Origin of the sequence: Streptosporangium sp. NBC_01469 (assembly GCF_036227305.1) — a bacterium.
Classification (GTDB): Bacteria; Actinomycetota; Actinomycetes; order Streptosporangiales; family Streptosporangiaceae; genus Streptosporangium.
In genome coordinates, this window is sequence record NZ_CP109465.1 from 3,422,319 (window position 1) to 3,447,587 (window position 25,269).

At 71.8% G+C, this 25,269-nt stretch carries 19 protein-coding genes and 1 pseudogene; 9 read left to right on the plus strand and 11 right to left on the minus strand.

From position 1 onward, the window contains the following. Position 1 precedes the first annotated feature (1 nt). Complete coding sequence (treZ, locus tag OG587_RS15470) at positions 2-1,729, plus strand: malto-oligosyltrehalose trehalohydrolase (protein WP_329090871.1); 1,728 nt, start codon at positions 2-4, stop codon at positions 1,727-1,729. A 111-nt stretch (positions 1,730-1,840) separates the two neighbouring features. Here treZ and OG587_RS47165 read toward each other — a convergent pair whose 3' ends face one another. From OG587_RS47165 to OG587_RS15480, 3 genes and pseudogenes are all read right to left on the minus strand, one after another. After that, entirely contained in the window at positions 1,841-2,845 is a 1,005-nt protein-coding gene (locus OG587_RS47165) for a YbgA family protein (RefSeq protein ID WP_443075620.1), read from the minus strand. A gap of 132 nt (positions 2,846-2,977) precedes the next feature. Next, positions 2,978-3,463 (minus strand): annotated as a pseudogene (locus tag OG587_RS47170) (RNA polymerase sigma factor); the annotation flags it as partial. Positions 3,464-3,820: 357 nt separating this feature from the next. Next, a complete protein-coding gene (locus OG587_RS15480; RefSeq protein ID WP_329090875.1) occupies positions 3,821-4,780 on the minus strand; it encodes a MerR family transcriptional regulator in 960 nt (319 codons plus the stop codon). A gap of 134 nt (positions 4,781-4,914) precedes the next feature. Between OG587_RS15480 and OG587_RS15485 the strand changes: the two genes are divergently transcribed. Together OG587_RS15485 and OG587_RS15490 are read left to right on the plus strand one after the other, a co-directional pair. Beyond that, entirely contained in the window at positions 4,915-6,213 is a 1,299-nt protein-coding gene (locus OG587_RS15485) for a cryptochrome/photolyase family protein (RefSeq protein WP_329090877.1), read from the plus strand. A gap of 151 nt (positions 6,214-6,364) precedes the next feature. Continuing rightward, the gene (locus OG587_RS15490) at positions 6,365-7,315 is read left to right on the plus strand and encodes a hypothetical protein (RefSeq protein WP_329090880.1); all 951 of its coding nucleotides are present in this window, start codon (positions 6,365-6,367) and stop codon (positions 7,313-7,315) included. 221 nt (positions 7,316-7,536) lie between these two features. On the opposite strand, the gene OG587_RS15495 is transcribed toward OG587_RS15490, so the two are convergent. The 6 genes from OG587_RS15495 to OG587_RS15520 form a co-directional block, all read right to left on the minus strand. Continuing rightward, positions 7,537-7,899: a hypothetical protein gene (locus tag OG587_RS15495; RefSeq protein ID WP_329090882.1), complete on the minus strand. Its 363-nt coding sequence runs from the start codon at positions 7,897-7,899 to the stop codon at positions 7,537-7,539. Positions 7,900-7,936: 37 nt separating this feature from the next. Next, entirely contained in the window at positions 7,937-8,614 is a 678-nt protein-coding gene (locus OG587_RS15500) for a uracil-DNA glycosylase (protein WP_329090884.1), read from the minus strand. Between the two features lie 83 nt (positions 8,615-8,697). Further along, entirely contained in the window at positions 8,698-9,573 is an 876-nt protein-coding gene (locus OG587_RS15505) for a carbohydrate ABC transporter permease (protein WP_329090887.1), read from the minus strand. Continuing rightward, positions 9,570-11,192, minus strand: a complete 1,623-nt coding sequence (locus tag OG587_RS15510; RefSeq protein ID WP_329090889.1) for an ABC transporter permease — start codon at positions 11,190-11,192, stop codon at positions 9,570-9,572. Before OG587_RS15510 ends, OG587_RS15505 begins: the two co-directional genes overlap by 4 nt. Positions 11,193-11,203: 11 nt before the next feature. Next, entirely contained in the window at positions 11,204-12,532 is a 1,329-nt protein-coding gene (locus OG587_RS15515; protein ID WP_329090891.1) for an ABC transporter substrate-binding protein, read from the minus strand. Positions 12,533-12,638: 106 nt separating this feature from the next. After that, positions 12,639-13,910 carry an ABC transporter substrate-binding protein gene (locus OG587_RS15520; RefSeq protein WP_329090893.1) on the minus strand — a complete coding sequence of 424 codons (1,272 nt, stop codon included), beginning with the start codon at positions 13,908-13,910 and terminating at the stop codon, positions 12,639-12,641. 128 nt (positions 13,911-14,038) lie between these two features. Here OG587_RS15520 and OG587_RS15525 point away from each other — a divergent pair, with 128 nt between their 5' ends. The 3 genes from OG587_RS15525 to OG587_RS15535 all read left to right on the plus strand — a co-directional run bounded on the left by OG587_RS15525 (position 14,039) and on the right by OG587_RS15535 (position 17,707). Further along, a complete protein-coding gene (locus tag OG587_RS15525; protein WP_329090894.1) occupies positions 14,039-14,545 on the plus strand; it encodes a PadR family transcriptional regulator in 507 nt (168 codons plus the stop codon). Between the two features lie 17 nt (positions 14,546-14,562). Continuing rightward, complete coding sequence (locus tag OG587_RS15530) at positions 14,563-15,303, plus strand: ABC transporter ATP-binding protein (protein WP_329090896.1); 741 nt, start codon at positions 14,563-14,565, stop codon at positions 15,301-15,303. A 124-nt stretch (positions 15,304-15,427) separates the two neighbouring features. Beyond that, a complete protein-coding gene (locus OG587_RS15535; protein ID WP_329090899.1) occupies positions 15,428-17,707 on the plus strand; it encodes an ABC transporter permease in 2,280 nt (759 codons plus the stop codon). Positions 17,708-17,756: 49 nt separating this feature from the next. Here OG587_RS15535 and treS read toward each other — a convergent pair whose 3' ends face one another. Beyond that, the gene (gene treS / locus OG587_RS15540) at positions 17,757-19,478 is read right to left on the minus strand and encodes a maltose alpha-D-glucosyltransferase (protein WP_329090902.1); all 1,722 of its coding nucleotides are present in this window, start codon (positions 19,476-19,478) and stop codon (positions 17,757-17,759) included. A 500-nt stretch (positions 19,479-19,978) separates the two neighbouring features. Further along, the gene (locus OG587_RS15545) at positions 19,979-21,637 is read right to left on the minus strand and encodes an asparagine synthetase B family protein (protein ID WP_329090904.1); all 1,659 of its coding nucleotides are present in this window, start codon (positions 21,635-21,637) and stop codon (positions 19,979-19,981) included. Between the two features lie 71 nt (positions 21,638-21,708). Between OG587_RS15545 and OG587_RS15550 the strand changes: the two genes are divergently transcribed. From OG587_RS15550 to OG587_RS15560, 3 genes are read left to right on the plus strand one after another with little or no spacing between them, the layout of a single operon-like run. Then, positions 21,709-23,616 (plus strand): hypothetical protein, encoded by a 1,908-nt coding sequence (locus OG587_RS15550; protein ID WP_329090906.1) that lies wholly within the window; start codon positions 21,709-21,711, stop codon positions 23,614-23,616. A 34-nt stretch (positions 23,617-23,650) separates the two neighbouring features. Next, entirely contained in the window at positions 23,651-24,322 is a 672-nt protein-coding gene (locus OG587_RS15555; protein WP_329090907.1) for a DALR anticodon-binding domain-containing protein, read from the plus strand. 43 nt (positions 24,323-24,365) lie between these two features. Beyond that, positions 24,366-25,178 carry a neutral zinc metallopeptidase gene (locus OG587_RS15560; protein ID WP_329090909.1) on the plus strand — a complete coding sequence of 271 codons (813 nt, stop codon included), beginning with the start codon at positions 24,366-24,368 and terminating at the stop codon, positions 25,176-25,178. Positions 25,179-25,269 lie beyond the last annotated feature (91 nt).

The window sequence follows — 25,269 nt, forward strand, 5'->3', positions numbered from 1 at the left end:
GATGTTCGAGGTATGGGCGCCGCAGGCGACGGCGGTGGACGTGGAGATCGGCGAGGTCCGCTACCCGATGTCGTCCGCCGGAGGCGGCTGGTGGACGGCGGAGGTTCCCGGCGCCGGGCACGGCACCGACTACCGGTTCCGGCTGGACGGGGGCGAGGCGCTGCCCGACCCCAGGACCCGCCGGCAGCCGGGGGGGATCTTCGGCCCGAGCCGGGTCTACGACCACGGCCGCTTCGAGTGGGGCGACGCCCTGTGGCGGGGCCGCGACCTGCCGGGCGCGATCATCTACGAGTTGCACATCGGCGCCTTCACCCCCGAGGGCACCTTCGACGCGGCGATCGGCAGGCTGGAGCACCTCGCGGAGCTCGGCGTCGACTTCGTGGAGATCATGCCGGTGCCGCCGGTGCCCGGCGGGCGTAACTGGGGCTACGACGGCGTGGACCTGTGGGCCGTCACCGAGACCTACGGTGGCCCCGACGGGCTCAAGCGCTTCGTGGACGCCTGTCACCGGCGCGGGCTCGGCGTGATCCTCGACGTCGTCTACAACCACCTCGGCCCCTCGGGCAACTTCCTCGCCCCCTTCGGCCCGTACTTCCACTCCAGCGCCTCCTCCTTCTGGGGGCAGGCCGTCAACCTGGACGGTCCCGGCTCCGACGAGGTGCGCGCCTACTTCGTCGGCAACGCGCTGCAGTGGCTGCGCGACTACCACATCGACGGCCTGCGGCTGGACGCCGTGCACGCGCTGCACGACGACCGGGCCGTGCACCTGCTGGAGGAGATCGCCGCCGAGACGGAGGCGCTGTCGGCGGCCGTGGGCAGGCCGCTCACGCTCATCGCCGAGTCCGACCTCAACGACCCCCGGCTGATGACCCCCCGCGAGGCCGGCGGGTTCGGTCTCGCGGCGGCCTGGAACGACGACGTCCACCACGCCCTGCACGTGGCGGTGACCGGTGAGCGGCACGGCTACTACGACGACTTCCACGGCGCCCTGCCCAAGGTGCTGACCCGCGCCTACTACCACGACGGGACCTACTCGTCCTTCCGGGGGCGCTCCCACGGCCGCCCGGCGTCCCACGTGCCCGGCTACCGCTTCGTCTGCTGCGCGCAGAACCACGACCAGATCGGCAACCGGGCCGAGGGCGACCGGATGGCGCCCGAGGCGCTGCGGCTGGCCGCGGGGCTCCTGCTGACCTCGCCGTTCACCCCCATGCTGTTCATGGGGGAGGAGTGGGGGACGCGGGCGCCGTTCCTGTTCTTCACCGACCACGTCGAGCCGCAGCTGCGCGAGGGCGAGGGCGACCGGCGGCGGCGGGAGTTCGTCGGCTTCGGCTACGACGACTGGGCGGACAAGGCCCCCGATCCCGGGGAGGAGATGACGTTCCTGCGCTCCAAGCTCGACTGGAGCGAGCTGGACGACGACGCCCACCGGGCCCACCTCGACTGGTACCGCGCCCTCATCGCGCTGCGCCGCGCCCACCCCGAGCTGACGGACCCGAGGCTGGAGCGGGTACGCGTCGACCACGGCGAGTCCTGGCTGGTCGTGCACCGGGGAGGGCTCAGGGTGGCGGCCAACCTCGGCCCGGTCGCGCTCACGGTCAAGCTCGGGACGGGCCGGTTCGCGCCCGGCCACATCCTGCTCGCCTCCGACCCGTCGGCGACCGTGCAGGGGGAGGAGCTGTCCCTGCCTCCCCGTTCCCTCGCGGTCGTGCGGCTGGATCCGGCCGTCTGACCGGTCGTTCCCGGGCCGCCGCGACGCCCGGACCTGACCGGTCCTGGCGTCGCGCTGTCCGGCGGCGGCGTCCGGTGGCGGCGTCCGGCGGGTGTCGCGACGGCCGCGGGTTCAGGCGGGCACGTGGTTGCGCAGCCGGAGATCCTCCGGGTACGGGGAGAAGTACGTCTGATCCCGTACGTACTCCCCGGCCTCGCCCTGGGCGTGGTGGCGGATCAGGGTCGCCGGGACGCTCAGCGCCACCTGCCCGGCCCGGTAGGAGGCGATGACCTCCGCCAGGTCGGCCCGGCGGGCCGGGTCGAGCGCGTCGCCCACCATCCCCACGCAGTGCTGCAGGACGTTGACGTGTCGGCCGATGCTCGCCTTGGCGGCGAACGCCGTGCCGAAGACGCGGGCGTAGTCGGCGGCCAGCTCGTCGCGGGGCCGCGTGCCCGCCCCGGCCACCACCCGGCCCGCCTCCCGGGAGGCCTCGGGGTCGTGGGCCAGCAGCTGCATCTTGTGCCGGGCGTGGAAGGAGACCAGGTCACGAGGGCGCCAGTCGCTCTCCAGCAGCGCGCGGAGCCGGGCGCGGGCGAAGATCCGTTCCACGAAGCTCTCGCGGAGCAAGGCATCGTTGAGCCGCCCCTCGTCCTCGACCGGCAGCAGCGGATGGGTGTCGAGGACCGAGGCCGCGAACACCCCCCTGCCCCCGCGGTCCACGGTCGTGCCGCCCGAGTGGACGGGGATGCCGTGCACCCCGCAGCTGGGGCTTTTCGACTTGAGGACGTAACCGTCCACCTCCCGCAGGGCCGGGACCCGTTCGGCGGCGAGGGCGGTCATCTTCTCGGTGAGGTCCACCCGGCTCTTCCTGGAGACCAGCCGCGTGCCGTCCGGTGAGCGCTCCAGGCGGAGGGTCTCGCGCGGGCTGCCGAGGCCGATCTCCATCTCCGGGCAGATGTGCACCCACTCGACGTGTTTGTCCAGCTCGCCGCTGAGGAACCGGTTGCGGCTGTGCCCGCCGTCGAACCTGACCGGCTCGCCCAGCAGGCAGCTGGACACCGCGACCCTCGGCCTGACGACCTGCCGGGCCGCCTCGTCCGTCCTGCCGGTCCTGCCGGTTCCGTCGGTGCCGTTCATCGTGCCCACCTCGTCTGTCGCGCCCATCGCGCTCGAACCGCTCGCGCCACGCGCGGCGGGCACCTTCTCCCGGTGCGGTCCGGCGTCCCAGCCGCCCGTCGTGGCCGTGCCGAGGATGCCGGACAGGCGGCGCAGGCCGCGTGCCGTACGGGCCTTGATCGTGCCGAGCGGGACGCTCAGCCTCTCGGCGATCTCCCGCTGGGTCAGGTCGCCGTAGTAGGCCAGCTCGATCGCCTGGCGCTGCGGCTCGGGCAGCTCGGCCAGCGCCCGCTGCACCTGGTCGCGCTCCGCCAGGCCGTCACCGTCGATCCGGCCGTCGTCCCCGGCGGGATCGGCGATCACGTCCAGCGGCACCGTGCGCAGGGTGCGTATCCGCAGCTGGTCGACCGCGCGCTTGTGGGCGATGCCGAGCATCCAGGCGGGGAGGCTGCGCGCCGGGTCGAAGCGGTGCCGGGAACGCCAGACCTCCGCGAACACGATCTGCTGAAGGTCCTCGACATCCTGCGGCCGGACGAATCGCCGCAGGTAGGAGCGGATGAGAGGCCCGTGGGCGCGGAGGCACTCGACCAGCGCCGCCTCGTCGCCCTCGGCGAACCGGGTGTTCAGGGGGTCTGTCATGATGCCCTCCTCTTACCAGGAAAACCTACTCAAAACTTATTCATACTCGCTCGACGGCCGTGATCGCAAGCAAGCGGCACGGCGGTGCCCGCGGGTTCGGCGGCTGCGGCGGATATGGCGGGGAAGGCGGGCGCCGCGATCGGGAGGGCGGCGCGGGACGGCCCGAGGAGATCGGGCGGCGCGGCCGGAGAGGGCGACGCGGGACGGCCGGAGAGGGCGGGGCCGCGGCCGGTGGGGGATTGGGCGGCGTGGCCGGAGGCAGCGGCGTGGCCGGAAGGGGCGGGGTGAGCGGGCCTGAGGGCCGGTGACGTGCCCGACCGGCAGGGTGGGGCGGAGCGGGGGCGTACCGGGGAAGGGTCAGGCCAGGGCGGCGGCGGTGACGCGGGTGAGCGCGTCCTGGAACGACGTGACGCGGGTGATGGACGCGGGCAGGCCGTCCCACCAGCCCACACCACCGGCGACGATCAGGCTCGGCGGGCGGAGCGTGGGCAGCGACGCGAGCGGGGCGGGGTCGCCGGTCTCGGCCAGCTGGGACCAGACGAAGACCACCGAGGGGCCCAGCCGCCGCATCGCGTCCGCCAGCGCCGGATACGGGGTCCTGGCACCCAGCACCCGGGTCTCCACGTGGTGGTCGGTGGTCAGCGCGGCGGCCAGCGCGTAGATCGGCAGGCTGTGGAGATCGTCCTCGGCGCAGGCGAGTAGGACGGGGCGATCACCGGCCGGCCGGGCGGGGCGCTCGGTGAGCCCGATCAGCGCGGCCAGCAGCCGGTCGGAGAACAGGTGCTCGACCTCGATGCTCGCCCCGCTCTCCGACTGGCGCCTGCAGATCGTCTCGAAGACCGGCATCGCCAGCTGCTCCCAGGTCCACCGCACGCCGTGCCTGGCCAGCGCCGCGTTGATCCAGCCGTGGACGGCCCCGCCGTCCAGCGTCATCGCCGCCCGCGCCAGCATCGCCACCGTGGGCACGCCGGGCAACCGCCCGGCCGCGAGGGACGGGATCCCCGCGGAGACCGGCCATCCGGGCTCCCGCCGCCGCTCCGCCGGAGGCGCCGGGGGGACGGTCTCGATCCTCAGGACCTCTCGTGCCGCGTCGGAGGCGGGAACCCCGCTCCTGATGAGCCGGTTCATCTCCTCCAGACGCCACAGGTCGCGGGCGTCGTAGCGGCGGTGCCCCCCCGGGCTCCGGCGGCTCGGGCCCACGCCGTAGCGTAGGTTCCAGGTCCGCAGCGTGGGGGCGGGCACTCCGAGGCGCCGCGCGACGGCTCCGATGCCGTAACCCGGTTCCTCGCCGGACGCCACCTGACGCTGCTCGTCCATCTCATCCCATTTCACGCCTGATCTGTCCCGTACCAGCCTGACAGGCGACGCGAGCGGTTGCTCCATGAACATTCTTTCGAGTTCCGGACCCCGGCGGACGCAACCGGCGGAGCGTGACCGGCCGAAGGGGAAACGTGACCGATACTGTGATCGTTTTGTTCAGCCGCGACCTCCGGGTGCACGACCACCCGGCGCTCGCCGCGGCGTGCGAGCGCGCACGTCATGTCATACCGCTCTTCGTCGCGGACCCCGCCGTGCCCGGGGCCGCCCGCCGGGGATTCCTCTCCGAGTGCCTCGCCGACCTGCGCGGATCGCTCCGCGAACGAGGTGGCGAGCTGGCCGTGCGCCACGGCGACCAGGTCGCCGAGACGATGCGCCTGGCGGCTGAGTCGAAGGCCCAGGCCGTCTACACCAGCATGGACGTCAGCACCTTCGCGAACCGCAGGCAGCGGCGCCTGGCCGAGGAGTGCGAGCGCGCCAGGACGGCGTTCCAGATGTTCCCCGGCCTGACGATCGTGCCCCCCGACGCCCTCAGGCCGTCGGGCGGAGGCGACCACTACCGGGTCTTCACGCCCTACTGGCGGGCCTGGACCCGGCAGCCCCGCAGGGACGTGCTCAAGGCCCCCGGCACGGTGAACGTCCCCGAAGGCCTGACGCCGGGAAAACTGCCCGAGCCGGGACGCGAGCCGTGCGAGCTGTTCAGGGGCGGCGAGACGGCCGGGCGCCGGAGGATGACGCAGTGGCTGAGGCACTGCGTGGCCGACTACGCCGACGGCCACGACGACATGGCGGGCAACCGCACCTCCAGGCTCAGCCCATACCTGCGCTTCGGCTGCGTCTCACCGCTGGAGCTGGAGGCGCTCGCCGGGGAGGCGGGAAAGGGCGGGGACGGCGAGGAGTTCGTCAGGCAGCTGTGCTGGCGTGACTTCTTCTACCAGGTGACGCGGGCCTTCCCGCGCATCAACCGGGACGACTACCGGCCGCGCGGGCACGAGTGGCGCGACGACGACCACGCGGCGCAGGCGTGGAAGGAGGGCATGACCGGGATCCCGATCGTGGACGCCGGGATGCGGCAGCTGCTCACCGAGGGCTGGATGCACAACCGGGCCCGCATGATCGTGGGTTCGTTCCTCGTCCGGCGGCTGCGCGTCGACTGGCGCGTCGGCGCCGACCACTTCTTCGATCTGCTGCTCGACGGCGACGTCGCCAACAACTACGGCAACTGGCAGTGGGTCGCCGGGACCGGCAACGACACCCGGCCCAACCGGCCCGTCAACCACATCCGGCAGGCCAGGCGGTACGACCCGGACGGCGAGTACGTCCGCCGCCACGTCCCCGAGCTCGACGCCGTGCCCACGCGGGCGGTCCACGAGCCCTGGAGGCTCCCCCTGGGCGTCCCCGGCTATCCGGCACCCCTGGTGCCCATGGACTGAACCCGCCCGGCGGTGAGGTGATACGGGTGGTGGCGATCGGCTCTGGAGGCTTCCGGGCGTCCCCGGTTGGGTGTCGAGCCCGCCCGGACAGGGGCTGAGTGGTGATACGGGTGGTGCGGAACGAATCGTCCCTCTCACGCGTCGCACAGGTGTGACCCCCTATGCCGCCGATGCCGCCGACGCCCTGCTCACCGCCCGCGAACGAGTACGGCGGCTCGAACAACTGACCAGCCGGCGTGGCGCGGTGGCCGTGCAGCTCGACGAGGTCGCGGCGCTCCTGGGTGACCTCGAGGACCAGCTCGCCAAGGAGGAGGAGGACGTCTCCAAGCTGGAGGGCGGCGGTTTCTCCGCCCTCCTGGCCGGGCTCACCGGGTCCAGGGACGAACGGCTCGCCAGGGAGCGCGCCGAGGTGCTGGCCGTGCGGCAACGCCTGGACGGCCAGCGCAACCGCCTCGAATGGCTGAACGCCGACCGGGCCGCCGTCGACGAGGGGCTCGCCGGGCTCGGGCCGGCGCGGGAGGAGTACGACGCGCTGCTGGAGCGCGAGGAGCGCCGGCTGGTCGCGTCCGGTGACTCCAGGGGCCGCGAGCTGGTCGAGCTCGACCAGCGCCTCGCCGACACCCGCGCCGACCTGGCGGAGTACCAGGAGGCCCACCGGGCCGGGGTCGACGCGTTCCACGGGGTCGGCGAGGTCCTGCGCTGCCTGGGTGGCGCCCGGGGCGCCTCCACGTGGGACATGCTGGCCGGGGGCGGCGGTTTCGCGGACATGATGGAGCACGGTCACCTGCGTAACGCGGACGAGGCCGCCTGGCACGCCCAGCAGCTGCTGGACACCTTCGCCAGGGAGCTCGTCGACATCGGCGTGAACGTCGCCCCGAAGCTTCCCGAGGTGGACACCCGCTGGTTCGCCGACATGTTCTTCGACAACATCATCACCGACGCGATCAAGCACCACCGGATCGAGAGCACCGGCGCGGCCGTGGCGGACGTCGCCGAGTGGGTGAGGCGTACGGTCGAGGGCCTGGACGTCCGCCGCGAAGAGCTGACCCGGCTTCGGGACGCCCTGGCGGCCCGCCGCGAGGAGGTCATCGTCACCGGCTGAGACGCGGGCCCTTCCGCCGGGTGCCCCGCTCCGCAGGGTGCCCCGCGATGAGGGCCCCGGCGGGCGTTCCCCCGGCGGGCGTTCCACGGCGAAGGGCCCGGTCGTGGGGAGCCCTCGCGGTGGGTGGTGCCCGGACGACGAGAAGCCCCGGCGGTGGTGGGTCTCCCGGCGGGGCGCCTGGCCGGGAAGGCCCACCACCGCCGGGGCGGTGGGAATCGTGCTCAGTGCTTGTGGTCGTGACCGGCGTGGTCGTGACCCGCGTGGTCGTCGTCGTCCTCATCCTCGTCCGAGGGGCCGTCAGAGGGCTCGACGCCCAGCACGGCCTCACGGGGCTCGATCTGGTCGACATGCTCGATCAGCCCCAGGACGTGGTCCGGCTCGATCAGCCACTGCAGCGCGGTGGCGCCGGTGTCGTCGGCCGAGACCAGCTCCGCCTGCTCCTTGCGCTCGTCGTCGTCAAGATCGGCGTCAGGGTGGCTGATCTCTTTCAGCGCGGCGGCCTGCAGGGCGGCGATGTCCTGCACCTCCACGGTCAGCTCAACGGTCAGACGTAGATAGCGTTCGGTGCCCGATACATCACTCATGGTGGAAATCCTAGTGCCTGGGTATGGTCGGAACAGCCTAGGGGAGCTTCCACTCCACGGGGGCGGCGCCCTGCTGCTCGAGAAGCTCGTTCGTCTTGCTGAACGGGCGGGAGCCGAAGAAGCCGCTGCGGGCCGACAGGGGGCTGGGGTGTGCCGACTCGATGGCCGGGACGGAACCGAGCATCGGGCGGAGGTTGCGGGCGTCGCGTCCCCACAGGATCGCCACCATCGGCTTGTCGCGGGCGACGAGGGCCTTGATGGCCTGCTCGGTGACTTCTTCCCAGCCCTTGCCGCGGTGCGAGGCGGGCTTGCCCGGCATGACGGTGAGCACCCTGTTGAGCAGGAGCACGCCCTGCTCGGTCCAGGGGGTCAGGTCGCCGTTGCCCGGCATCGGCAGCCCGAGGTCCTCGGTGAGCTCCTTGTAGATGTTGCGCAGGCTGCCCGGGATCGGGCGCACATCCGCGGCGACGGAGAAGCTCAGGCCGATCGGGTGACCCGGCGTGGGATACGGGTCCTGGCCCACGATCAGCACCTTGACCTGGTCAAAAGGCTGCTGGAAGGCGCGGAGCACATTGGCGCCCGAGGGGAGGTACTGCCTGCCTTCCGCCACCTCCTTCCGGAGGAACTCGCCCATCTCGGCGATCTTCTCGGCGACGGGTTCGAGGGCCTCGGCCCACCCGGCTTCCACGACTTCGTTCAAGGGACGTGCGGCCATGTGCAGGACCCTATCGAGGTTTTAGGCCCGGTACGCCGCGTGCTGGAAATCAGCGCGTGCCGTACCGGGCCTGCCCCTGTTATCTACTTCACCGAACCAGCCATCATCCCTTGGACGAAATATCGCTGGAAGGCGAAAAAGAGGATCAACGGGATAATCAGCGACAGGAAAGCTCCTGGCGCAAGAATGTCCACGTTAGTCCCGAATTGCCGCATTTGGGACTGCAGGGCCTTGGTCATGGGCTGGTTCTCGGCGTTGGCGAAGACCAGCGAGACGAGCAGGTCGTTCCAGACCCAGAGGAACTGGAAGATCCCGAGCGAGGCGACCGCCGGTTTGGCCAGCGGGAACACCACGGTCGAGAAGATCTTCCATTCCCCCGCGCCGTCCATCCGCGCCGCCTCCAGCAGCGAGCGCGGGATGCCCGCGAAGAAGTTGCGGAGCAGGAAGATGGCGAAGGGGAGGCCGAAGGCGACGTGGAAGAGCACCACACTCGCGATGGAGCCGAAGATCCCGGCCGAGCCGTACAGTTTCGCGATCGGGATCAGCGCGATCTGGGTCGGCACCACCAGCAGGCCGACCACCACCAGGAACAGCGCGTCCCTGCCGGGAAACTCCATCCAGGCGAACGCGTACGCCGCCATGGCGGCGATGCCGATCACCAGGACGGTCGAGGGCACCGTGATGAACACGGTGTTCCAGAACGACGCGGTGAACCCGGTGGCCAGCAGGTCGGAGTAGTTCTTGAGCGTCAGCTCGGCCGGCTTGGTGAGGATCGTCCACCAGCCGGTGGAGTTGTTGGCCGTCTCGTCGCGGATCGAGACCACGAACAGGCCCAGGGTGGGAACCAGCCAGAACAGGCCGATCACTATCAGTACCGCCTGGACCAGGCCGCCGCCCAGCCGGTCCACGATCCTGCCGAGGGCGCCGCGGGGCGGGGCGCCGAGGGTGGAGGTCGTCACTGGTTGTCCCTCCTGAACCGGCGGATGTTGAGAATCATGAAGGGCAGGACGAGGATCAGCAGGAAGATGGCGAGCGCGCTGCCCAGCCCCTGGTTGCTGCCTCCGCCGAACGAGACCCGCCACATCTCCAGCGCGATCACGTTGGCCTGCGGCTGCACCGATCCCGGCGCGATGACGAAGACCAGGTCGAAGACCTTCAGGGTATTGATGATCATCGTGACGAACACGACGAGCAGCACCGGGGAGAGCAGCGGGACGGTGATCTTGCGGAACACCTGCCACTCGGTGGCGCCGTCGATGCGGGCCGCCTCCAGCGCGTCGCGCGGGATGGCCGCGAGCCCGGCCGCGATCAGCACCATGGCGAACCCGGCCCACACCCAGATGAACGCGCCGATGATCGCCGGGGTGATCAGTGTCGGGCCCAGCCAGGAGATCCCGCCGAAGGCCGCGTCGAAGTTCGACTGCGGCAGCCGCACCTGGTAGTCACCCGGCGCGAGCCCGGTGAAGCGGAAGGTGCCGTCGGCCTCGCTGGTGGCGGTGGCCTTGACGGCGCCGTTCTGCACCGCCTCGACCGTCATCCCGGCCAGGGCCTTCTCGGTGCCGTCCACCTGGTTGGGCGCGCCGCCGCCGCCCTGGGTGAAGTCGAACCAGACGGTTCCGGCCAGTTCGCCGGGGCCCGGCTGGGCCGCCTTCGCCGCCGAGGCCGAGGCGAGGGTGGCGGGCTTCACGCCCACGAGCGGCAGGAGCACCGCCTGCCCCGGCTGCGCGGGCTGCTTGGCCACCACCCCACCGCCCTGACCGGGGGCGACCGGGGACTGGTCGTTCTCCCTGGGACGGGCGTCCGGGTAGCCCTGGTCCGAGCCGAAGAGGCCGGTCACCGAGGTGATCACGGCGTTGGCCACACCCCGGTCGGGGGCCTGCTCGTAGACCAGGCGGAAGATGACGCCGGAGGCCATCAGGGAGACGGCCATCGGCATGAACACGACCAGCTTGAACGCGGTCGCCCAGCGGATCCGCTCGGTCAGCACCGCGAAGATGAGGCCGACCACGGTGACCAGGGCGGGGGCCACCGCGACCCAGATCAGGTTGTTTCTGATCGTGGTCAGGGTGGAGGAGTCGCTGAAGATCGTCGCGTAGTTGTCGACCCCGACGAAGGTGCTGCCGCCGGCGTCGTAGAGGCTACGGAAGATCGAGTAGATGATCGGGTAGATCACCATCACGCCGAGCAGGAGCGCGCCCGGCAGCAGGAACCAGAGCGCCAGCGTCGGCCGCGGTCCCAGCCGGGAGGCCCCGGCGGGCACCGTCGCCGGAGCCGCCGGAGCCGCCGGAGTCGCGGCCCCGGCCGTCGCGAGTGCCGGTCCGGTGACCGGCGCGGCCGGGTGGCCGTTCCCGCCGCCGGAGGCCGTCGTCCCGGAGGGCTCAGGGGTCTCCGGGGTCTCGCCGCCGGCCGGGGCTGCGGGGGCTCCGGCGCCGGTCGTACGGGCGCCGGGGGTGGTGTCGGGGGTGTGGGCGGGGCCGGCGTCCTGCGCCGGCCCCCGGGTGTCGTCAGGTCCGGAGGAGGGGCCGCGGGCGACGTCGCCGCCACGCGGACCCTGCGGGCCGTCTAACCGATCGGTCACGGCCGCTCTCCTTACTTCCAGGCCTTCTTGGCCTCGGCCTCAAGCTTGGTCTGGATGCCCTTGATGTCCGAGGGGTCGCGGACGAAGTCCTGCAGGAACTTCCACTCGGCCTTGCCGTCGGTGCCGCCGAAGGCGCTGGGCGCGAGGTCGGACATGTCGTAGCGGACGGCGTCGCCGGCGGCGATGATCGTCTCGGCGAGCTTCTTGGTCAGCTCGTCCGGGTAGTTGTCGGGCGAGACGTTGCGGTTGGGAGAGAGGTAGCCGGGGAGCTTCGCCCAGACCTCGCCGCCCTCCTTGGAGGCGAGGAACTCCAGCAGCGCCATCGCGCCCTTGGAGTCCTTCAGCGCCACCGCGATGTCGCCGCCCAGCACGACCGGCTCGGTCTCACCGGCCTTCGGGAACGGGAAGTACTTGGCCTCCTCGCCGAGCTTCGCGCCCGACTGCTCGGCCGTGACGCCCACGAAGTCCGCCTCGATGACCATCGCCGACTTGTCCTGGCCGTAGACCTGGGTCACGCAGGTCGGGAAGTCGGTCTGCAGGGCGCCGGCGGAGCCGCCGAGCAGGAACTCCTTCTTGCCGACGAGCTGCCCGATCTTCTCCAGCGCGGTCGTCACGCTGGGGTCGGTCCACGGGATCTCGTGCTTGGAGAGCTTGGTGTAGTTCTCCGGGCCCGCGGTGGACAGGTAGACGTTCTCGAACAGGTCGGTCAGGGTCCAGCCGGAGGCGCCGCACAGGGAAAACGGCGGGGTGCCGGAGTCGGCGATCGTCTGGGCGGTCTTGATCAGGTCGTCCCAGGTGGCCGGGGGCGTCGCCCCGGCGTCCTGGAAGGCCTGGTCGCGGTACCAGACGAGCGACTTGTGGGCCGCCTTCACCAGCACGCCGTAGGACTGGCCGTCGGCGGAGCCGAGTTCCTTCCAGTACGGGGTGTAGTTGTCGTCGATCTGCTTCAGGACCTCGGCGGTGAGCGGCTTGAGCGCCTTCTGGTCCGCGTACTGCTGGACCAGGCCGGGCTGGGGCAGGATCGCGACGTCCGGCGGGTTGCCGCCCTCGATGCGCGGGCCGAGGTAGGCGCCGGTGTCCTCGCCGGTGGAGGCGTAGGTGACCTTGGCGCCGGTCTTCGCCTGGAACGCCTTGAGCACCGCCTCGAAGTTGGCCTGCTCGGCGCCGGTCCACTTGGCGGCGACCTCGACGGTCACCCCTTCGAGGGTCTTGGCGGCCGGGGCCGGCGCGGACTCGCTGCCGCTCGCGGCCGGTGCCGGGGCGGCCGACTCGCCGCCGCCGCACGCGGCGAGTGCCAGGGCGAGTCCCGCCGTTGTCACTGCGGCAATGGTTCTGCGCATGCTGAACAGACCTCCTGGAACGTTAAAACTTGAAATGGAGGGATATATGGGACGAACAAGCAGCCGAAATGGGGATGACGGCTTCTGCCGGGGGATCACCCCGGCGTCATTGAGCCCGGATGATCTCTTCTAGTTGGCCCTTCATGGAGGAGGCGACGTCGTCACTGTCGTCCTTCGTGAAGGGCGGTGTGAGGGCGTTGGAGACCGCGCTGGCGATCACCAGGCTCACCTGGTTGTAGTTGGCGCTGGCGGGCCTGGGCCGGGCGGAGAGGATGCTCTGCTTCAGGACCGGCAGGTAGGGAAAACGCTTGATCAGACCGGGGTCGTCGTACAACTCGGCCCACACGGGCGGGAACGAGCCGTCGGCGAGCACCCGCCGCTGGTTCTCCAGGCTGGTGAAGTAGCGGATGAACTCGGTGGCCGACTTCTGCCGCTTGGAGAAGGCGCTCACCGCGAGGTTGTAGCCGCCGAGCGAGCCCGTTCCCGGCCCGTTCGGCCCGGGAAGCCGGGTGACCCCGAACCTGTCCGCGACGGACGAGTCGGTGGCCGGCCCGTACGCGTGCGGCCAGTTGCGGGCGAAGGCCAGCCTGCCCTCCTGGAAGGCCAGCCGCGACTCCTCCTCCTTGAAGGAGAGGGACTCGGGCGGGATCCAACCCTCCCGGAACCCGTCCACCAGGAAGTCCAGACCGGCCTTCGCCTTGGTCACGTCCATGGTGACCTTGGTGCCGTCCGGGCTGAGGATCTGCCCGCCCGCCGACTGCACGGCCTCGGCGAAGTTGACGGTCAGGCCCTCGTAGGCCAGGAACTGCCCCGCGTAGCCGCCGATGCCGTACTTCCCGTGCAGGGCGCGTGCCTGGGTGCGCAGCTCCCCCCAGGTCTTCGGCGGCTTGAAGCCCTCCTTGGCCAGCAGGTCCTTGCGGTAGTAGAGGAGGCCGGCGTTGCTGGTGTACGGAACCGCCCAGAGCTTGCCCCGGTAGACCGCCGTGTCGACGACCGGCGGCAGGAACCGGTTGAGCGGGAACATCGCGCGCTCCAGCGGCAGGATCCAGCCGGCCTCGGCGAACTCCGCCGTCCAGACCACGTCGAGCCCGAGCACGTCGTAGCGGTCGCTCCTGGCCTGTAGGTTGGCGACCATCTGGGCGCGCTGCTCGTCGGCCGCCTCGGGGAGCTCGAGCAGGGTCGCCCGCTCCCCGGGGTGGGTCTGGTTCCACCGGTCGAGCAGCGGCTGCAGGTAGGCGGTCGTGTCGCGACCGATCACGAGGGTGAAGGGACCCGTCCCGCCGAACCGTTCGGTCTCCCGCGCGCCGGCCGCCGAGCACCCCGCACCGAGAAGCCCGAGAAGCCCGGCGAGCGCGACGGGGATGAGTCGGCGCACCATGACCTCCCGGTTTCCAGTTGGTTACATACGTGTTAGGTAGATGCATGCATGTTATGCATAGCGATAACATCACCGTCAACGGATAACCCCATAACGCTCACGTAACGAGCTCCCCGAGGAGGTGGGGCGTGCGGCTGACGCTGCTGGCGCTCCTCGCGAAGGAACCTGCCCACGGCTACGAGCTCAAACAGGCACTTGAACAGATCTTCGGCAGCGCCTACCCTTCACCGAACATCGGGCAGGTCTACGTCACGCTCGGCCGTCTGGAGAAGGACGGCCTGGTGCGCGCCGTGGACGTCGAGCAGTCCAACCGGCCGAACAAGAAGGTCTACTACCTGACGGCCGACGGCCGCGAGATCCTCGAAACGTGGGTGGACGAGCCCACCGAGGGCCCCAGGGTCCGGGACGAGTTCTTCATGAAGCTCGTACTGGCCCCGATGACCGGCATCGCTGACAGGATGGCGATGATCAACCGCCAGCGCCGTCACTACCTTGGACTCATGCGTGACCTCAACGAACTCGCCGAGCGCACCGACCCGGAGAATCGCGTCGCGCTCCTGCTGGTCGAGGGGGCCATGCTGCACCTCCAGGCCGACCTCGACTGGCTCGAACGCTGCCAGGAGGACCTGAGTTGACGTCTCCCGTGATTCCTGTGGTTCCCGTGGTCGAAACCGTCAATCTCGTCAAGATCTACCAGGACGGCGGGGTGCCGGTGCCCGCGGTGCGGGGGGTCGACCTGCGGGTGAGCCCGGGGGAGTTCGTGGCGGTCACGGGCCCGTCCGGCTCCGGCAAGTCCACCCTGATCCACATGATCGGCGGCCTCGATGCCCGGACCAGCGGCGAGATCTGGCTCGACGGGCAGCGGGCCGACACGCTCAACGAGAGCGCCTGGGCGCTGCTCCGCCGCCGGAAGATCGGCTTCGTCTTCCAGTTCTTCAACCTCGTCGCCAACATGACCGTGGCCGACAACGTCGAGCTGCCCGCGCTGCTGGCGGGCGCCTCCACACGCGAGGCCCGCCGCCGCCGCGAATACCTCCTCGGCGAGCTCGGCCTGACCGCCCGCGCCGACGCCGCCCCCTCCCAGCTCGCCGGGGGCGAGCAGCAACGGGTCGCGCTGGCCCGCGCGCTCGCCAACAAGCCGAGCCTGCTGCTCGCGGACGAGCCCACGGGCAACCTCGACAGCCGCAACACCCGCGACGTCCTGCGCCTGCTCGGCGAGGTCCACCGCGAGGGCCAGACCGTCATCCTGGTCACCCACGACGCCAGGGTGGCGAGCCTGGCCGACCGGGTGGTCTGCCTCCTGGACGGCCAGATCGTCGACGACGGCGGCACCGGGCTGGTCCGCCGCCGTCCCAAGAGCAGCGCGGGCGACGTCGTCGAGCTGAGAGGCTGACGGTGCGCCCTCAGGCTTTCCCGCCCGCGTCCCCGGGGTCCCCGGGGTCCCCGGGGACGCGGCGGCGCGTGCCCCCGAGGCCCGCCGCACCCGCGGTTCCGCGAGCCGTACGGGGGGCGTCGCGGTGAGCACCGTACGCGCCTCCGTCAGGTGGATCCGGGCCGACCTCAGGGCCCGCAGGGTCCAGGCGCTGCTGACGGTGCTGGCCGTGGCCGGGATCGTCACGGCGCTGATCACCTCCGCGACCCTGTTGGAGGACGGCACCAACCCGTGGCGCGGGCTGTTCGCCGAGTCCAGGGGCGCGCACGTGTGGATCCACACCAAGGACGCCCCCGACCCGGCCGCGCTGTCGAGGCTCCCCGGCGTGGTCCAGGTCGCCGGGCCTTACCGGTCGGCTCCGGTCACCCTCACACTGGACGGGAAGAAGTCGCCGGTGGCGCTGCGGGAGATGTCCGCGACGCCGCCGAGGATCGCCGCCCCGCTGATCCGCGAGGGACGCCCGCTCCGCCCCGGCGACACCGACGGCGTGGTCGTCGAGCGCTCCTTCGCCAGGGCGCTCGGGCTGAAGGTGGGCGGCACCTTCCCGGTGACCGCGCTCAACGGCGCCACCCACCCGCTCATCGTGGTCGGCCTGGCCGACACCGCCGACCAGGGCTTCTACCCCGAGTGGACGCCCGGCCTGGCCTGGACGCTCGCGCCCGTCCTGGCCAGGGTCGAGCCCGCCCTGGGCCGCAGCGAGTCGGTCACCGGCCTGCGCCTGGCCGACGGGGAGGCCACGCTGCCCGCCGTCCACGGGGCCGTCACCCTCCTGGACGAGCAGATCCAGCGGATGTCCACCTGGCGCGAGGTCCGCGCCTCGATGGAGCTGGACAACCGGCTGCTCGGCCTGCTGCTCGCGCTGTTCGGGATCACCGGGCTGGTCGCGGCGGCGCTCGCCATCGCCAACGCGGTGGGCGGCCGGGTGCTGAGCCAGACGCGCGACATCGCCACCCTCAAGTCCCTCGGCTACACCCGGGGCCAGGTCTTCGGCGTGCTCATGGCCGAGCACGGCGCGCTCGGGCTGGTCGGCATCGCCATCGGGCTGCTCTGCGGGCAGATCGCCGCCTCGTTCGTCCTGGACGGGGCGCCGATCCTGCCGCTCTCCACGGTCCCGCTGCTCGCCATCGCCGGCGGCACCGCCGCCGTGGTCCTGGTCGCGGTCGCCCTGCCCGCCTGGCGGGGCGGACGCACCCCGCCCGTCCCCGCGGCCCCCGCGGCGCCGCCCAGGGGGCACCTGTCGCGGCTGGCGCGCCTGGCACTCCTCGTACGGCTGCCCCCGGCCCTGGTCCTGGGCACCCGCGACGCCTTCACCCGGCGCGTCCCGGCGTTCCTGAGCATCTTCGGTGTCGCGATCCCGATGATGATGATCACCATCGGGCTCGGCTGCTGGGCCACCCTGGACGACTTCCTGCGCCACCCGGAGCAGGTCGGCCAGGCGGCGGCGCTCACCGTGCGCCCGGACAAGCTCCCCGCCGACGACGCCCTGCGGATCGCCAGGGCCGACCCGGAGGTGCTGGCCGCCTACCCCGGCACCGTGGTGCCCGCCCTGGAGCCCGAGCAGACCAGGAGCGTGCTGGCCCGCGCCGCGGGCACCTCCGCCGAGCCGTACCCCTTCTCGGTCGTCGAGGGGCGGATGTACGCCGCCAGGGGAGAGGCCGTCGCAGGGCAGGGGCTGCTCGACCTGCTGGACGTGAAGATCGGCGACCGGGTCCGGCTGACCGTCGGCGGCACCCCGCTGATCGTGCACCTCGTGGGCCGGGTGGTGGAGCCCGACCAGGACGGCGAGGTGCTCTCCTTCGGGATCGACAGCCTCGCGGCCAAGGACGCGGTGCCGCCGCAGTTCTACAGCCTGGTGCTCAGGCCGGGCGCCGACCCGGCGGAGGTCAGGGCGCGGCTGCTGATCGCCTCGGGAGAGGCGCTGGAGGTGCACCGGGTGGTCAACCCGGCGGAACGGCTCGCGATCATCCGCGTGGTGATCGTGGCGCTGATCGTCGTGCTCGCCCTGCTCGGCCTGGCCAACCTCCTGACGGCGAGCGCGCTGGGCCTGCGCGACCACGCCCTCGACCTCGCGGTGCTCAAGGCCATGGGCCTCACGCCCCGGCAGGTGGCGGCCACCCTGGTCACCGGGACCGGCCTGCTGATCGTGCTGGGCGTGGTCGCGGGCACCGCGGCCGGGGCCTCGCTGGTCGGCGGGCTGATCGACCTTCAGGGCCACACCAGCGGTGTCGGCGCGGGCATCGGCCGTACGCCCTCGGTCCTGACGCTCGCCGTCGCGGTGCTCGTCGCGGTCGGGACCGCCCTGCTGGTGACGCTGATCCCGGCCGGGCGCGCGGCCCGCGCCCAGGTCCCGGTCACCGCGCGATAGCCCACAGCCCCGGGACGGTGACCGTCCCGGGGCTGTCTCACAAGGGGGTTCAGCCGTCGATGCCGGGGGTGTCGGAGTTCTTGAGCGAGAACCAGTAGAAGCCGTGACCGGGCAGGGTCAGCAGGTACGGCAGGGTGCCCACGGCGGGGAACCGCACCCCGCCCCTGGCCTCGACCGGGATCATACCCGCGAAGCGGCGCAGGTCGAGCTCGACCGGCTGCGGATACTTCGACAGGTTGTTGACGCACAGCATCAGGTCGTCGCCGTCCTCGCGGACGAAGCTGAGCACCGCCGGGTTGCTGGACCACAGCTCGTTGTAGACGCCGGTGCCGAAGACCTGGTGGCTGCGGCGGATCGCCAGCATGTTCCTGGTGAAGTGGAGCAGCGAGGCGGGGTTCTTCTGCTGCGCCTCCACGTTGACCGCCTGGTAGCCGTGGATCGGGTCCATGACGACGGGCAGGTACAGGCGTCCCGGGTCGGCCTTGGAGAAGCCCGCGTTGCGGTCGGGGCTCCACTGCATCGGGGTGCGGACCGCGTCGCGGTCCTCCAGCCAGATGTTGTCGCCCATGCCGATCTCGTCGCCGTAGTACATGACCGGGGAGCCGGGCAGCGACAGCAGCAGCGCGGTGAACAGCTCGATCTGGTCGCGGTCGTTCTCCAGCAGCGGGGCGAGGCGGCGCCGGATGCCGAGGTAGGCCCGCATGCGCGGGTCCTTGGCGTACTCGGCGTGCATGTAGTCGCGCTCCTCCTCGGTGACCGTCTCGAGCGTCAGCTCGTCGTGGTTACGAAGGAAGATGCCCCACTGGCCGCTCTCCGGGAGCTTCGGGGTCCGCGACATGATCTCGGAGATCGGCTCGCGGCTGCCCCGCCGCACCCCCATGAAGATGCGGGGCATGAGCGGGAAGTGGAAGGCCATGTGGCACTCGTCGCCGCCGACGGCGGGGTCGCCGAAGTACTCGACCACGTCCTCGGGCCAGCCGTTGGCCTCGGCGAGCAGCACCCGGTCGGGGTAGAGGCGGTCGATCTCGGCGCGGACCTTCTTCAGGTACGCGTGGGTCTCCGGCAGGCCGGAGCAGTCGGTGCCCTCGCGCTCGAAGAGGTACGGCACCGCGTCGAGCCTGAAGCCGTCGATGCCCAGGTCCAGCCAGAACCGCAGGACCTCCAGCATGGCCTCCTGGACCGCCGGGTTCTCGTAGTTCAGGTCCGGCTGGTGGTGGAAGAAGCGGTGCCAGTAGTACTGCTTGCGGATCGGGTCGTAGGTCCAGTTGGACTCCTCGGCGCCGACGAAGATGATCGGCGCGTCGGGATACCCGGTCGGGTCGTCGGACCAGACGTAGAAGTCGCCGTACGGGCCCTCGGGGTCGTGCCGGGAGGCCTGGAACCAGGGGTGTTTGTCGCTGGTGTGGTTCATCACCAGGTCGGTGATGATGCGCAGGCCCCGCCTGTGCGCCGACTCGATCAGCTCCACGAAGTCCCCGAGGTCGCCGAAGTCCGGCAGGATCTTCATGTAGTCGGAGATGTCGTATCCGCCGTCACGCAGGGGAGACTCGTACAGCGGGAGCAGCCACAGGCAGTCGACGCCGAGCCACTCGACGTAGTCCAGCTTCTCGATGAGGCCGCGCAGGTCGCCGGTGCCGTCGCCGTTGGAGTCCTTGAACCCACGGACCAGGACCTCGTAGAAGACCGCGCGCTTGTACCACTGAGGGTCCGCCGAGACGAAGTTCTCGGGCACGGACTCGTGGGAGGGGGAGGGCAGGGGGGATGGGTTCATCGTGTTCTCGCTCACGGTGATGAAGGGCAGGACGAAGTCACCGGATGCTCCGGCTGATGATGTTTGGTGACCGCGCCGGCGGGAGCCGTCATCCCCACGAGCTCCGTGGCCGCGGACAGACCGAATTTGTGATTCGGGACCGTCCGTTGTGGCGCTTTCTGGGCCGAACACTACCAGCCACCTGACGCCCTCGAGGCCCCCTTGGTGTGGTACATCGCTCCCGCCCCACGGAATTTCCCCGCGCATCGCGCCATGGCTGCGTAATCGCCGTGTCACTCATCGTTTTCCTGTGCGAAACACGACACGCCTCATGGGGGTGACCTCGTCCTATGCCCGAAGATGCGGCCGGGAAACGGATCACCCGGCGCGGCCGGGAAACGGTCCTTTGCGAAGGGGTTCCGACCGGGTCTCCGGGGGCGCGTGAAAGGCCCGCCGGACCGCGTGCTACGGACCGGCGGGCGCGGGGAGATCCGGGCTCGGGGTGGGAGAGGCCGGGGAGGTCAGTCCCAGGGCGGGGTGAGGTCGGGGAGACGGTCCTGGTGGTCGCCGAGCCAGGCGCCGAACAGCACCAGGCCGCGCACCCAGAAGCGGTCGTTCCAGCCGTTGAACCGCGCCAGCCCGTCGGGGCCCTCGGCGACCACGGCGTGCAGCTGCTCCGACAGCAGCGAGGGCACGGCGCCGGCGACCCGGGTGAGCATCCGGTGGCCGTACTCCCTGGCGGGCGCGGCGGCCGAGCGGAGCGGGATCCGCTGGAGCGGCTGCTTGACCACGTTGGTGGAGGGCAGCGCGGCCACGCGCGGGTTGGCCGCGTACAGGATCTCGCGGTAGAAGCGCCCCTGGTCCTTGCGGTGCACGCCGACCGAGAGCGCCGCGTCGAAGAAGGCGGGGTGGATGAACGGCGCCGCGAACGAGACCTCGGGGCCGACCAGGTTGACCGGGGAGCGGGCGATGCCCCGCGCCGTCCTGGTGTGCAGGACCGACAGCGGCAGCTCCGCCCGGTGGCCGTTGAGCATGGCGGTCGACTGGGTGAAGGCGTGTCCGACGCTGTCGGTGATCCAGGCCTCGGCCCCCTCCGACAGGAACGGCACGGACGGGGAGCCCAGCGCCAGCGAGCCGAGCAGCGCGGCCTTGCGCTCGGCCTGGGTGGAGGCGTCCAGCGCGGCCCCGCTGACCATGAAGTTCTTCAGCAGCGGCCCCCCGGCCAGCCCGTCGACCAGCGTCCGCCCCACCTTGTGCACCTCGCGGGCGAACGGGGTGTACCAGGCGTGGTGCGGGGTGAGGAACTCCAGCCGCCGCGCCGCGGCCAGCGCGTCGTCGGGGTAGGCGGCGGCGTCCTGGGCGATCACCCGGTGGCGCACGCCCAGCTCGCGGGTGATCGCTTTGGCGAAGACGATGTCGGTGTCGGTGCCGTCGTCGGGGCTGGTCGTCCACGACTCCACGTCGGCCCCGCGCGCCACCGCCACCGAGCACAGCAGCCGCGAGTCGTAGCCGCCGCTGACCGGCACCAGCAGCGGGCGCCCGTCGAACTCCTTGTAGACCTCGTGCAGGATCTCCAGGATCTCCCCGGCGGTCCGTCCCGCCTCGTAGGGCTCCTCGCGCAGCCACCGGGGCAGCATCCGCTCGACGCCGATCCGCTCCGACGCCCGGTCGAAGACCAGCGCGCTCGCCCCCGCCAGCCGTTTCACCTGCGTGTACGGGGTGTCGTCGCGCAGTGGGAAGGTCAGCTGGAGGATCGAGGCCCAGGCGTCCCAGTTGATCTCGTACGGCGTGCGGGCGAGGGAGAGCAGCGGTTCCAGCAGCGAGGAGAAGTAGACCGCCCCGCCGAGGGACAGGTAGTAGACGTCGACGAGGCCGAGACCTCCGGCGTGCAGCGTGATCCGCTCGCCGTCGTCGATGAGGCCGGGTGTCTCGTAGGTCTCCGCCACGGTGATCCACGGCGCCGTTCCGCCGGGCGTGCGCTCCCCCCAGGCGAAGGCCCAGGTGCGCTCGTCCCGCCGGTAGGGAGGCAGCGGGGAGGAGCTGAACAGGGCCGCGTTCCCGGCCTGGACGGCGGGTCTGACCCGCGGCCCGGCCCCGCGCAGCGTCTCCAGGACGGCCTCGTCGAGGTGCCCGATGCCGCCGCAGACGTACGGCCTCACATTGAACGTCGGCCACTGCACCGTGCTGACTCCTCTGTGTCGCGATTGACCAAAGGGTATCCTTTCGCCCGGCTCACGAAACGGAGGACGGCGTGGCGGGCGAGCAACTCGAAAGCACACGACAGGCGTTGCGGGAGGCGGTGGCGCACGCGGAGAGGGCTGCCGAACTGGCCCGCCTGCTCGACGCGGCACAGGCCAAGATCGCCGATGCGGAGCGTGCGGCCGAGGAGCTGCGCGGGGTGAAGGAGCTTCTGAGCGAGACCGAGGAACGGCTCGAGGCCGCGAACGCGGCGGAGGAGAAGCTCCGCAAGGACCTGGCCGAGCAGCGCTACCAGGCCGAGGTGGCCAGGTGGAAGCTCTCGTCGGTGCAGGTGGCCCGCTGGTCACGGCTGGGCGACGCGATCAAGACGGGCAAGAGCAACCCGGTGCGGCTGGCGCGCGGCCTGCGCGGGGCGGCCAAGCCGGCCAAGCGCCCGACCGCTCCCAAGCGCCAGCCGGTGCCGCGCAAGGCGGGCGACAAGACGCCCGTCCCCGGGGCGTCCTTCCAGGCCACCAGCTCCGTCAGGACCGTCGGCGGCAGGTCGGTGAGACTCAAGCCGTACCGCGTCCCGACCGGCCCGAACACCCGCCCGCACCTGACCGCGGCCGTGATCGCCGCGCCGCACGGCGAGGCGCTGCTGCGCTACGAGTGGCGCCAGAGCACCGGTTTCACGCCGAGGGACTTCGCCCGGGTGCTGGCCGCCGAGGTCCCGCACCTGCTGCTGGTCGAGTCGGTGACCGAGGGGCCGTGGGCGGAGGAGGTGCGCAGGCCGGACCAGGGACTGCGCGCCCTGCTGGCCTGGTGCGCCGAGCGGGGCATCCGCACGGTCTTCTGGCACACCGAGGGTGCCCCCGCCGAGTTCGTCGCCGCGGCCAGGCTGTTCGAGCACGTCGTGACCGCGCTGCCCAAGTCCGTGGGGCCGTGGGGCACCGCGCTGGCTGCCCAGGAGCCCGAGCCGGGACGCAGGACGCCCTCGCTGGGCATCCTGCCCTTCGCCGTCCAGCCGCGCGTGCACAACCCGCTCCCACTGGCCGGGGACCGGTTCGGGCGGGTGCTCTCGCTGGAGGAGCTGCTTCCCGGGCACCTGTCGTACCCGGACGTGCTCACCTCCTACCGCTGGCCCGTCGCGGTCGACTGCCCGCCGGGCACCGAGCCCTGGCGGATGGCCGAGCTGGCCGCCTGCGGCACCCCCATCGGCACCGAGCCCGACCCGCGCCGCGCCCACCTGGCGCTCCGCCAGGCGTACGCCGCGGGCACGATGACGAACAAGGTCGACGACCTGCTGGACGCGATCGGCCTGCCCAGCGGCAGGGCCACCCTGAACGTCTCGGTGATCATGATCGACCGGGGCGACCTCGGCCACACCCTGGCCCAGGTCGCGCCGCAGAAGGGAGTCGTCCAGCTGGTGCTGCTGTCGGACGCCGCCGACGCCGCCGGGCGGGCCCGCGAGGCGATGCCCGACGGCGTGGACGTCACGGTACGCCGCTCCGACCCCGGCCTGACCACGGGCGGCCTGCTCAACCGCGCCCTCGACCTGTGCCAGGGCGACCTGGTGGCGGTCATGGACGCCCGCGACCAGTACGGCGAGCACTACCTGACCGATCTCAGCCGGGCCTTCCTGTTCGCAGGAGCCGACATCGTCGGCAAGGCGGCCTACTACGCCCACCTGCGTGACGTCGCGGCGACCGTGCTGCGCCAGCCCTCGGCGGAGTACTCCTACCTGCCGGACGTCGCGGGGGCGACCCTGCTGGCCCGCCGCGCGGTCCTGCGGGGCATCGGCTTCGCCGACGTCTCGGACAACTGGGCGGACGTGCTGATGCGCCAGTGCCGCGCGGACGGGATCAAGGTCTTCTCCGCCGACCGCTTCGGCTACGTCTGCCTCCGCGACCGAGACCGCTGGCTGCTCGGCTCGGCCCAGCTCGTCGACTACGGCCCGGCCGACCCGCACGCCCTGATCTGACCGCCGGCCGTACCGGGATCGTTAGGCTGCCGGGATGACGCCCGGCGAGCTCGGCGAGGTCCTCGGCCTGCCCCCGATCCCCAGGGGAACGTGGGCCGAGGAGGCGCTCTACGTCTCCCCGGCCGCGCTGCGCCGGGGAGAGGATCCCGCCGAGATGGCCGGCCGGCTCCGCGCGCTGCCGGGGATCACGGCCGTCCGGGTGCGGCCCGGCGGTTTCCTGGAGATCGCGGTGGCCGTCCCCGGCGAGCTGGTCACGGAGATCGGCCCGGCCGTTCCCGCGGGCACGGGCGGGTCCCCCGTTCCCGGGTCCCCGTGGAAGGACCTGCCCAGGACGTGGGCCAACCCCGGGTTCGTCGTCAGGTACGCGCACGCGCGGGCGGTCGCCGTACAGCGCTGGGCCGCGGAACTCGGCGTCGGCGGGGACTTCAGACCCGAGCTGCTGGAGGACCGGAGGGACCGGGCGGTGCTCAGGCTGCTGGCCGAGGTGCACGGCAGGCGGGTGAGCCGGGACCCCGGGTGGGCCGCCTACGCCGAGGGGCTGGCGCTGGCCTACCACGACGCGTTCGAGGGGGCCGCCGCGCTTCCCTCGGGGGACGAGGAGCCGTCGGAACTCCACGCCGCCCGGGTGCGCCTGGCGCGGGCCGTGCGGGACGTGCTGGCCGAGGCGTTGGCGGCGCTTGGCGAGACGGCACCCGAGAGATTGTGATAGACCCTCCCAAAGGCATTCAAAAGGATCAGGGGAGAGGCGAATGGTCGGGCCCCGGGACTGGGAGGCGCGCGAGCCGCGCCGGCCCGGGATGGTCCGGCGAGTGCTGCCGACCCTGCTCGCCTTCGCCGTCATCGTCGGCGGGCTCGCCTATCTCGGCGGGGACCTCAGGGAACTCCTCGGAACCGCCCCGGGCTCGCCCCTCTCGGCCGCGGCGAAGCATCGTCTCTACGAGGAGACCGGGCCGGTCGGCGGCCGCTGCGGCACCCTTCCCAAGGACCTCGACGCCGACGTAACGGCGTCGTTGAGGGCCCTCACCGGGTGCCTGGAACGGATGTGGGCGGCCACCCTGGCGCGGGCGGACATCGACTACGAGCCGCCGGGGGAGGTGCGGCTGGTCGCCGCCCCCGAGGAGGCCGCGTGCGGGATCGACGACTACGACTGGGCCGGGATCTACTGCCCCGAGCCCCGCGTCGTCAACGTGCTGGTCGAGGGTGAGCGGGCCTTCCCGATGATGTTCACGCTCGCGCACGAGTACGCCCACCACGTCCAGGAGGTCAGCGGGATCGCCGACCAGAGAGGTTCCGAGGCCTTCGACGAGGCGTGGTCGCGGCGGCTCGAACTGCAGGCGGACTGCCTGGCCGCGGTGACGCTGCGGAACGCCGCGCCGCGACGGCTGGAGAACCTGCGCCGTCTCGCCGGGCGCGGTTCCGGCGCCGAGGACGGCGCGGAGGCGGGCTACCGGCAGTCGCACGGCTCGGGGGCCAGCAGCGCCGAGTGGATGCGGCGCGGCCAGGAGGGCGGCACCGTGGGGTCCTGCAACACCTGGGGCGCCCCTGCCGAACAGGTCTCCTAGGGGCCGTCGCCGAACCTCGGATGGATTCGGATGGATGTCGCCTGGAAGTGGGCCGGGGTGTCGCCGCGGCTGGGGGCTCGCCGAAATATGG

Excerpts from the sequence above, each read along its gene's own strand:
- treS (WP_329090902.1), bottom strand. The coding sequence starts at position 19,478 with ATGAACCCATCCCCCCTGCCCTCCCCCTCCCACGAGTCCGTGCCCGAG.
- OG587_RS47165 (WP_443075620.1), bottom strand. The coding sequence starts at position 2,845 with ATGAACGGCACCGACGGAACCGGCAGGACCGGCAGGACGGACGAGGCG.
- treZ (WP_329090871.1), top strand. The coding sequence starts at position 2 with ATGTTCGAGGTATGGGCGCCGCAGGCGACGGCGGTGGACGTGGAGATC.
- OG587_RS15500 (WP_329090884.1), bottom strand. The coding sequence starts at position 8,614 with ATGGCCGCACGTCCCTTGAACGAAGTCGTGGAAGCCGGGTGGGCCGAG.
- OG587_RS15560 (WP_329090909.1), top strand. The coding sequence starts at position 24,366 with ATGGTCGGGCCCCGGGACTGGGAGGCGCGCGAGCCGCGCCGGCCCGGG.
- OG587_RS15480 (WP_329090875.1), bottom strand. The coding sequence starts at position 4,780 with ATGGACGAGCAGCGTCAGGTGGCGTCCGGCGAGGAACCGGGTTACGGC.
- OG587_RS15520 (WP_329090893.1), bottom strand. The coding sequence starts at position 13,910 with ATGGTGCGCCGACTCATCCCCGTCGCGCTCGCCGGGCTTCTCGGGCTT.
- OG587_RS15555 (WP_329090907.1), top strand. The coding sequence starts at position 23,651 with ATGACGCCCGGCGAGCTCGGCGAGGTCCTCGGCCTGCCCCCGATCCCC.
- OG587_RS15495 (WP_329090882.1), bottom strand. The coding sequence starts at position 7,899 with ATGAGTGATGTATCGGGCACCGAACGCTATCTACGTCTGACCGTTGAG.
- OG587_RS15515 (WP_329090891.1), bottom strand. The coding sequence starts at position 12,532 with ATGCGCAGAACCATTGCCGCAGTGACAACGGCGGGACTCGCCCTGGCA.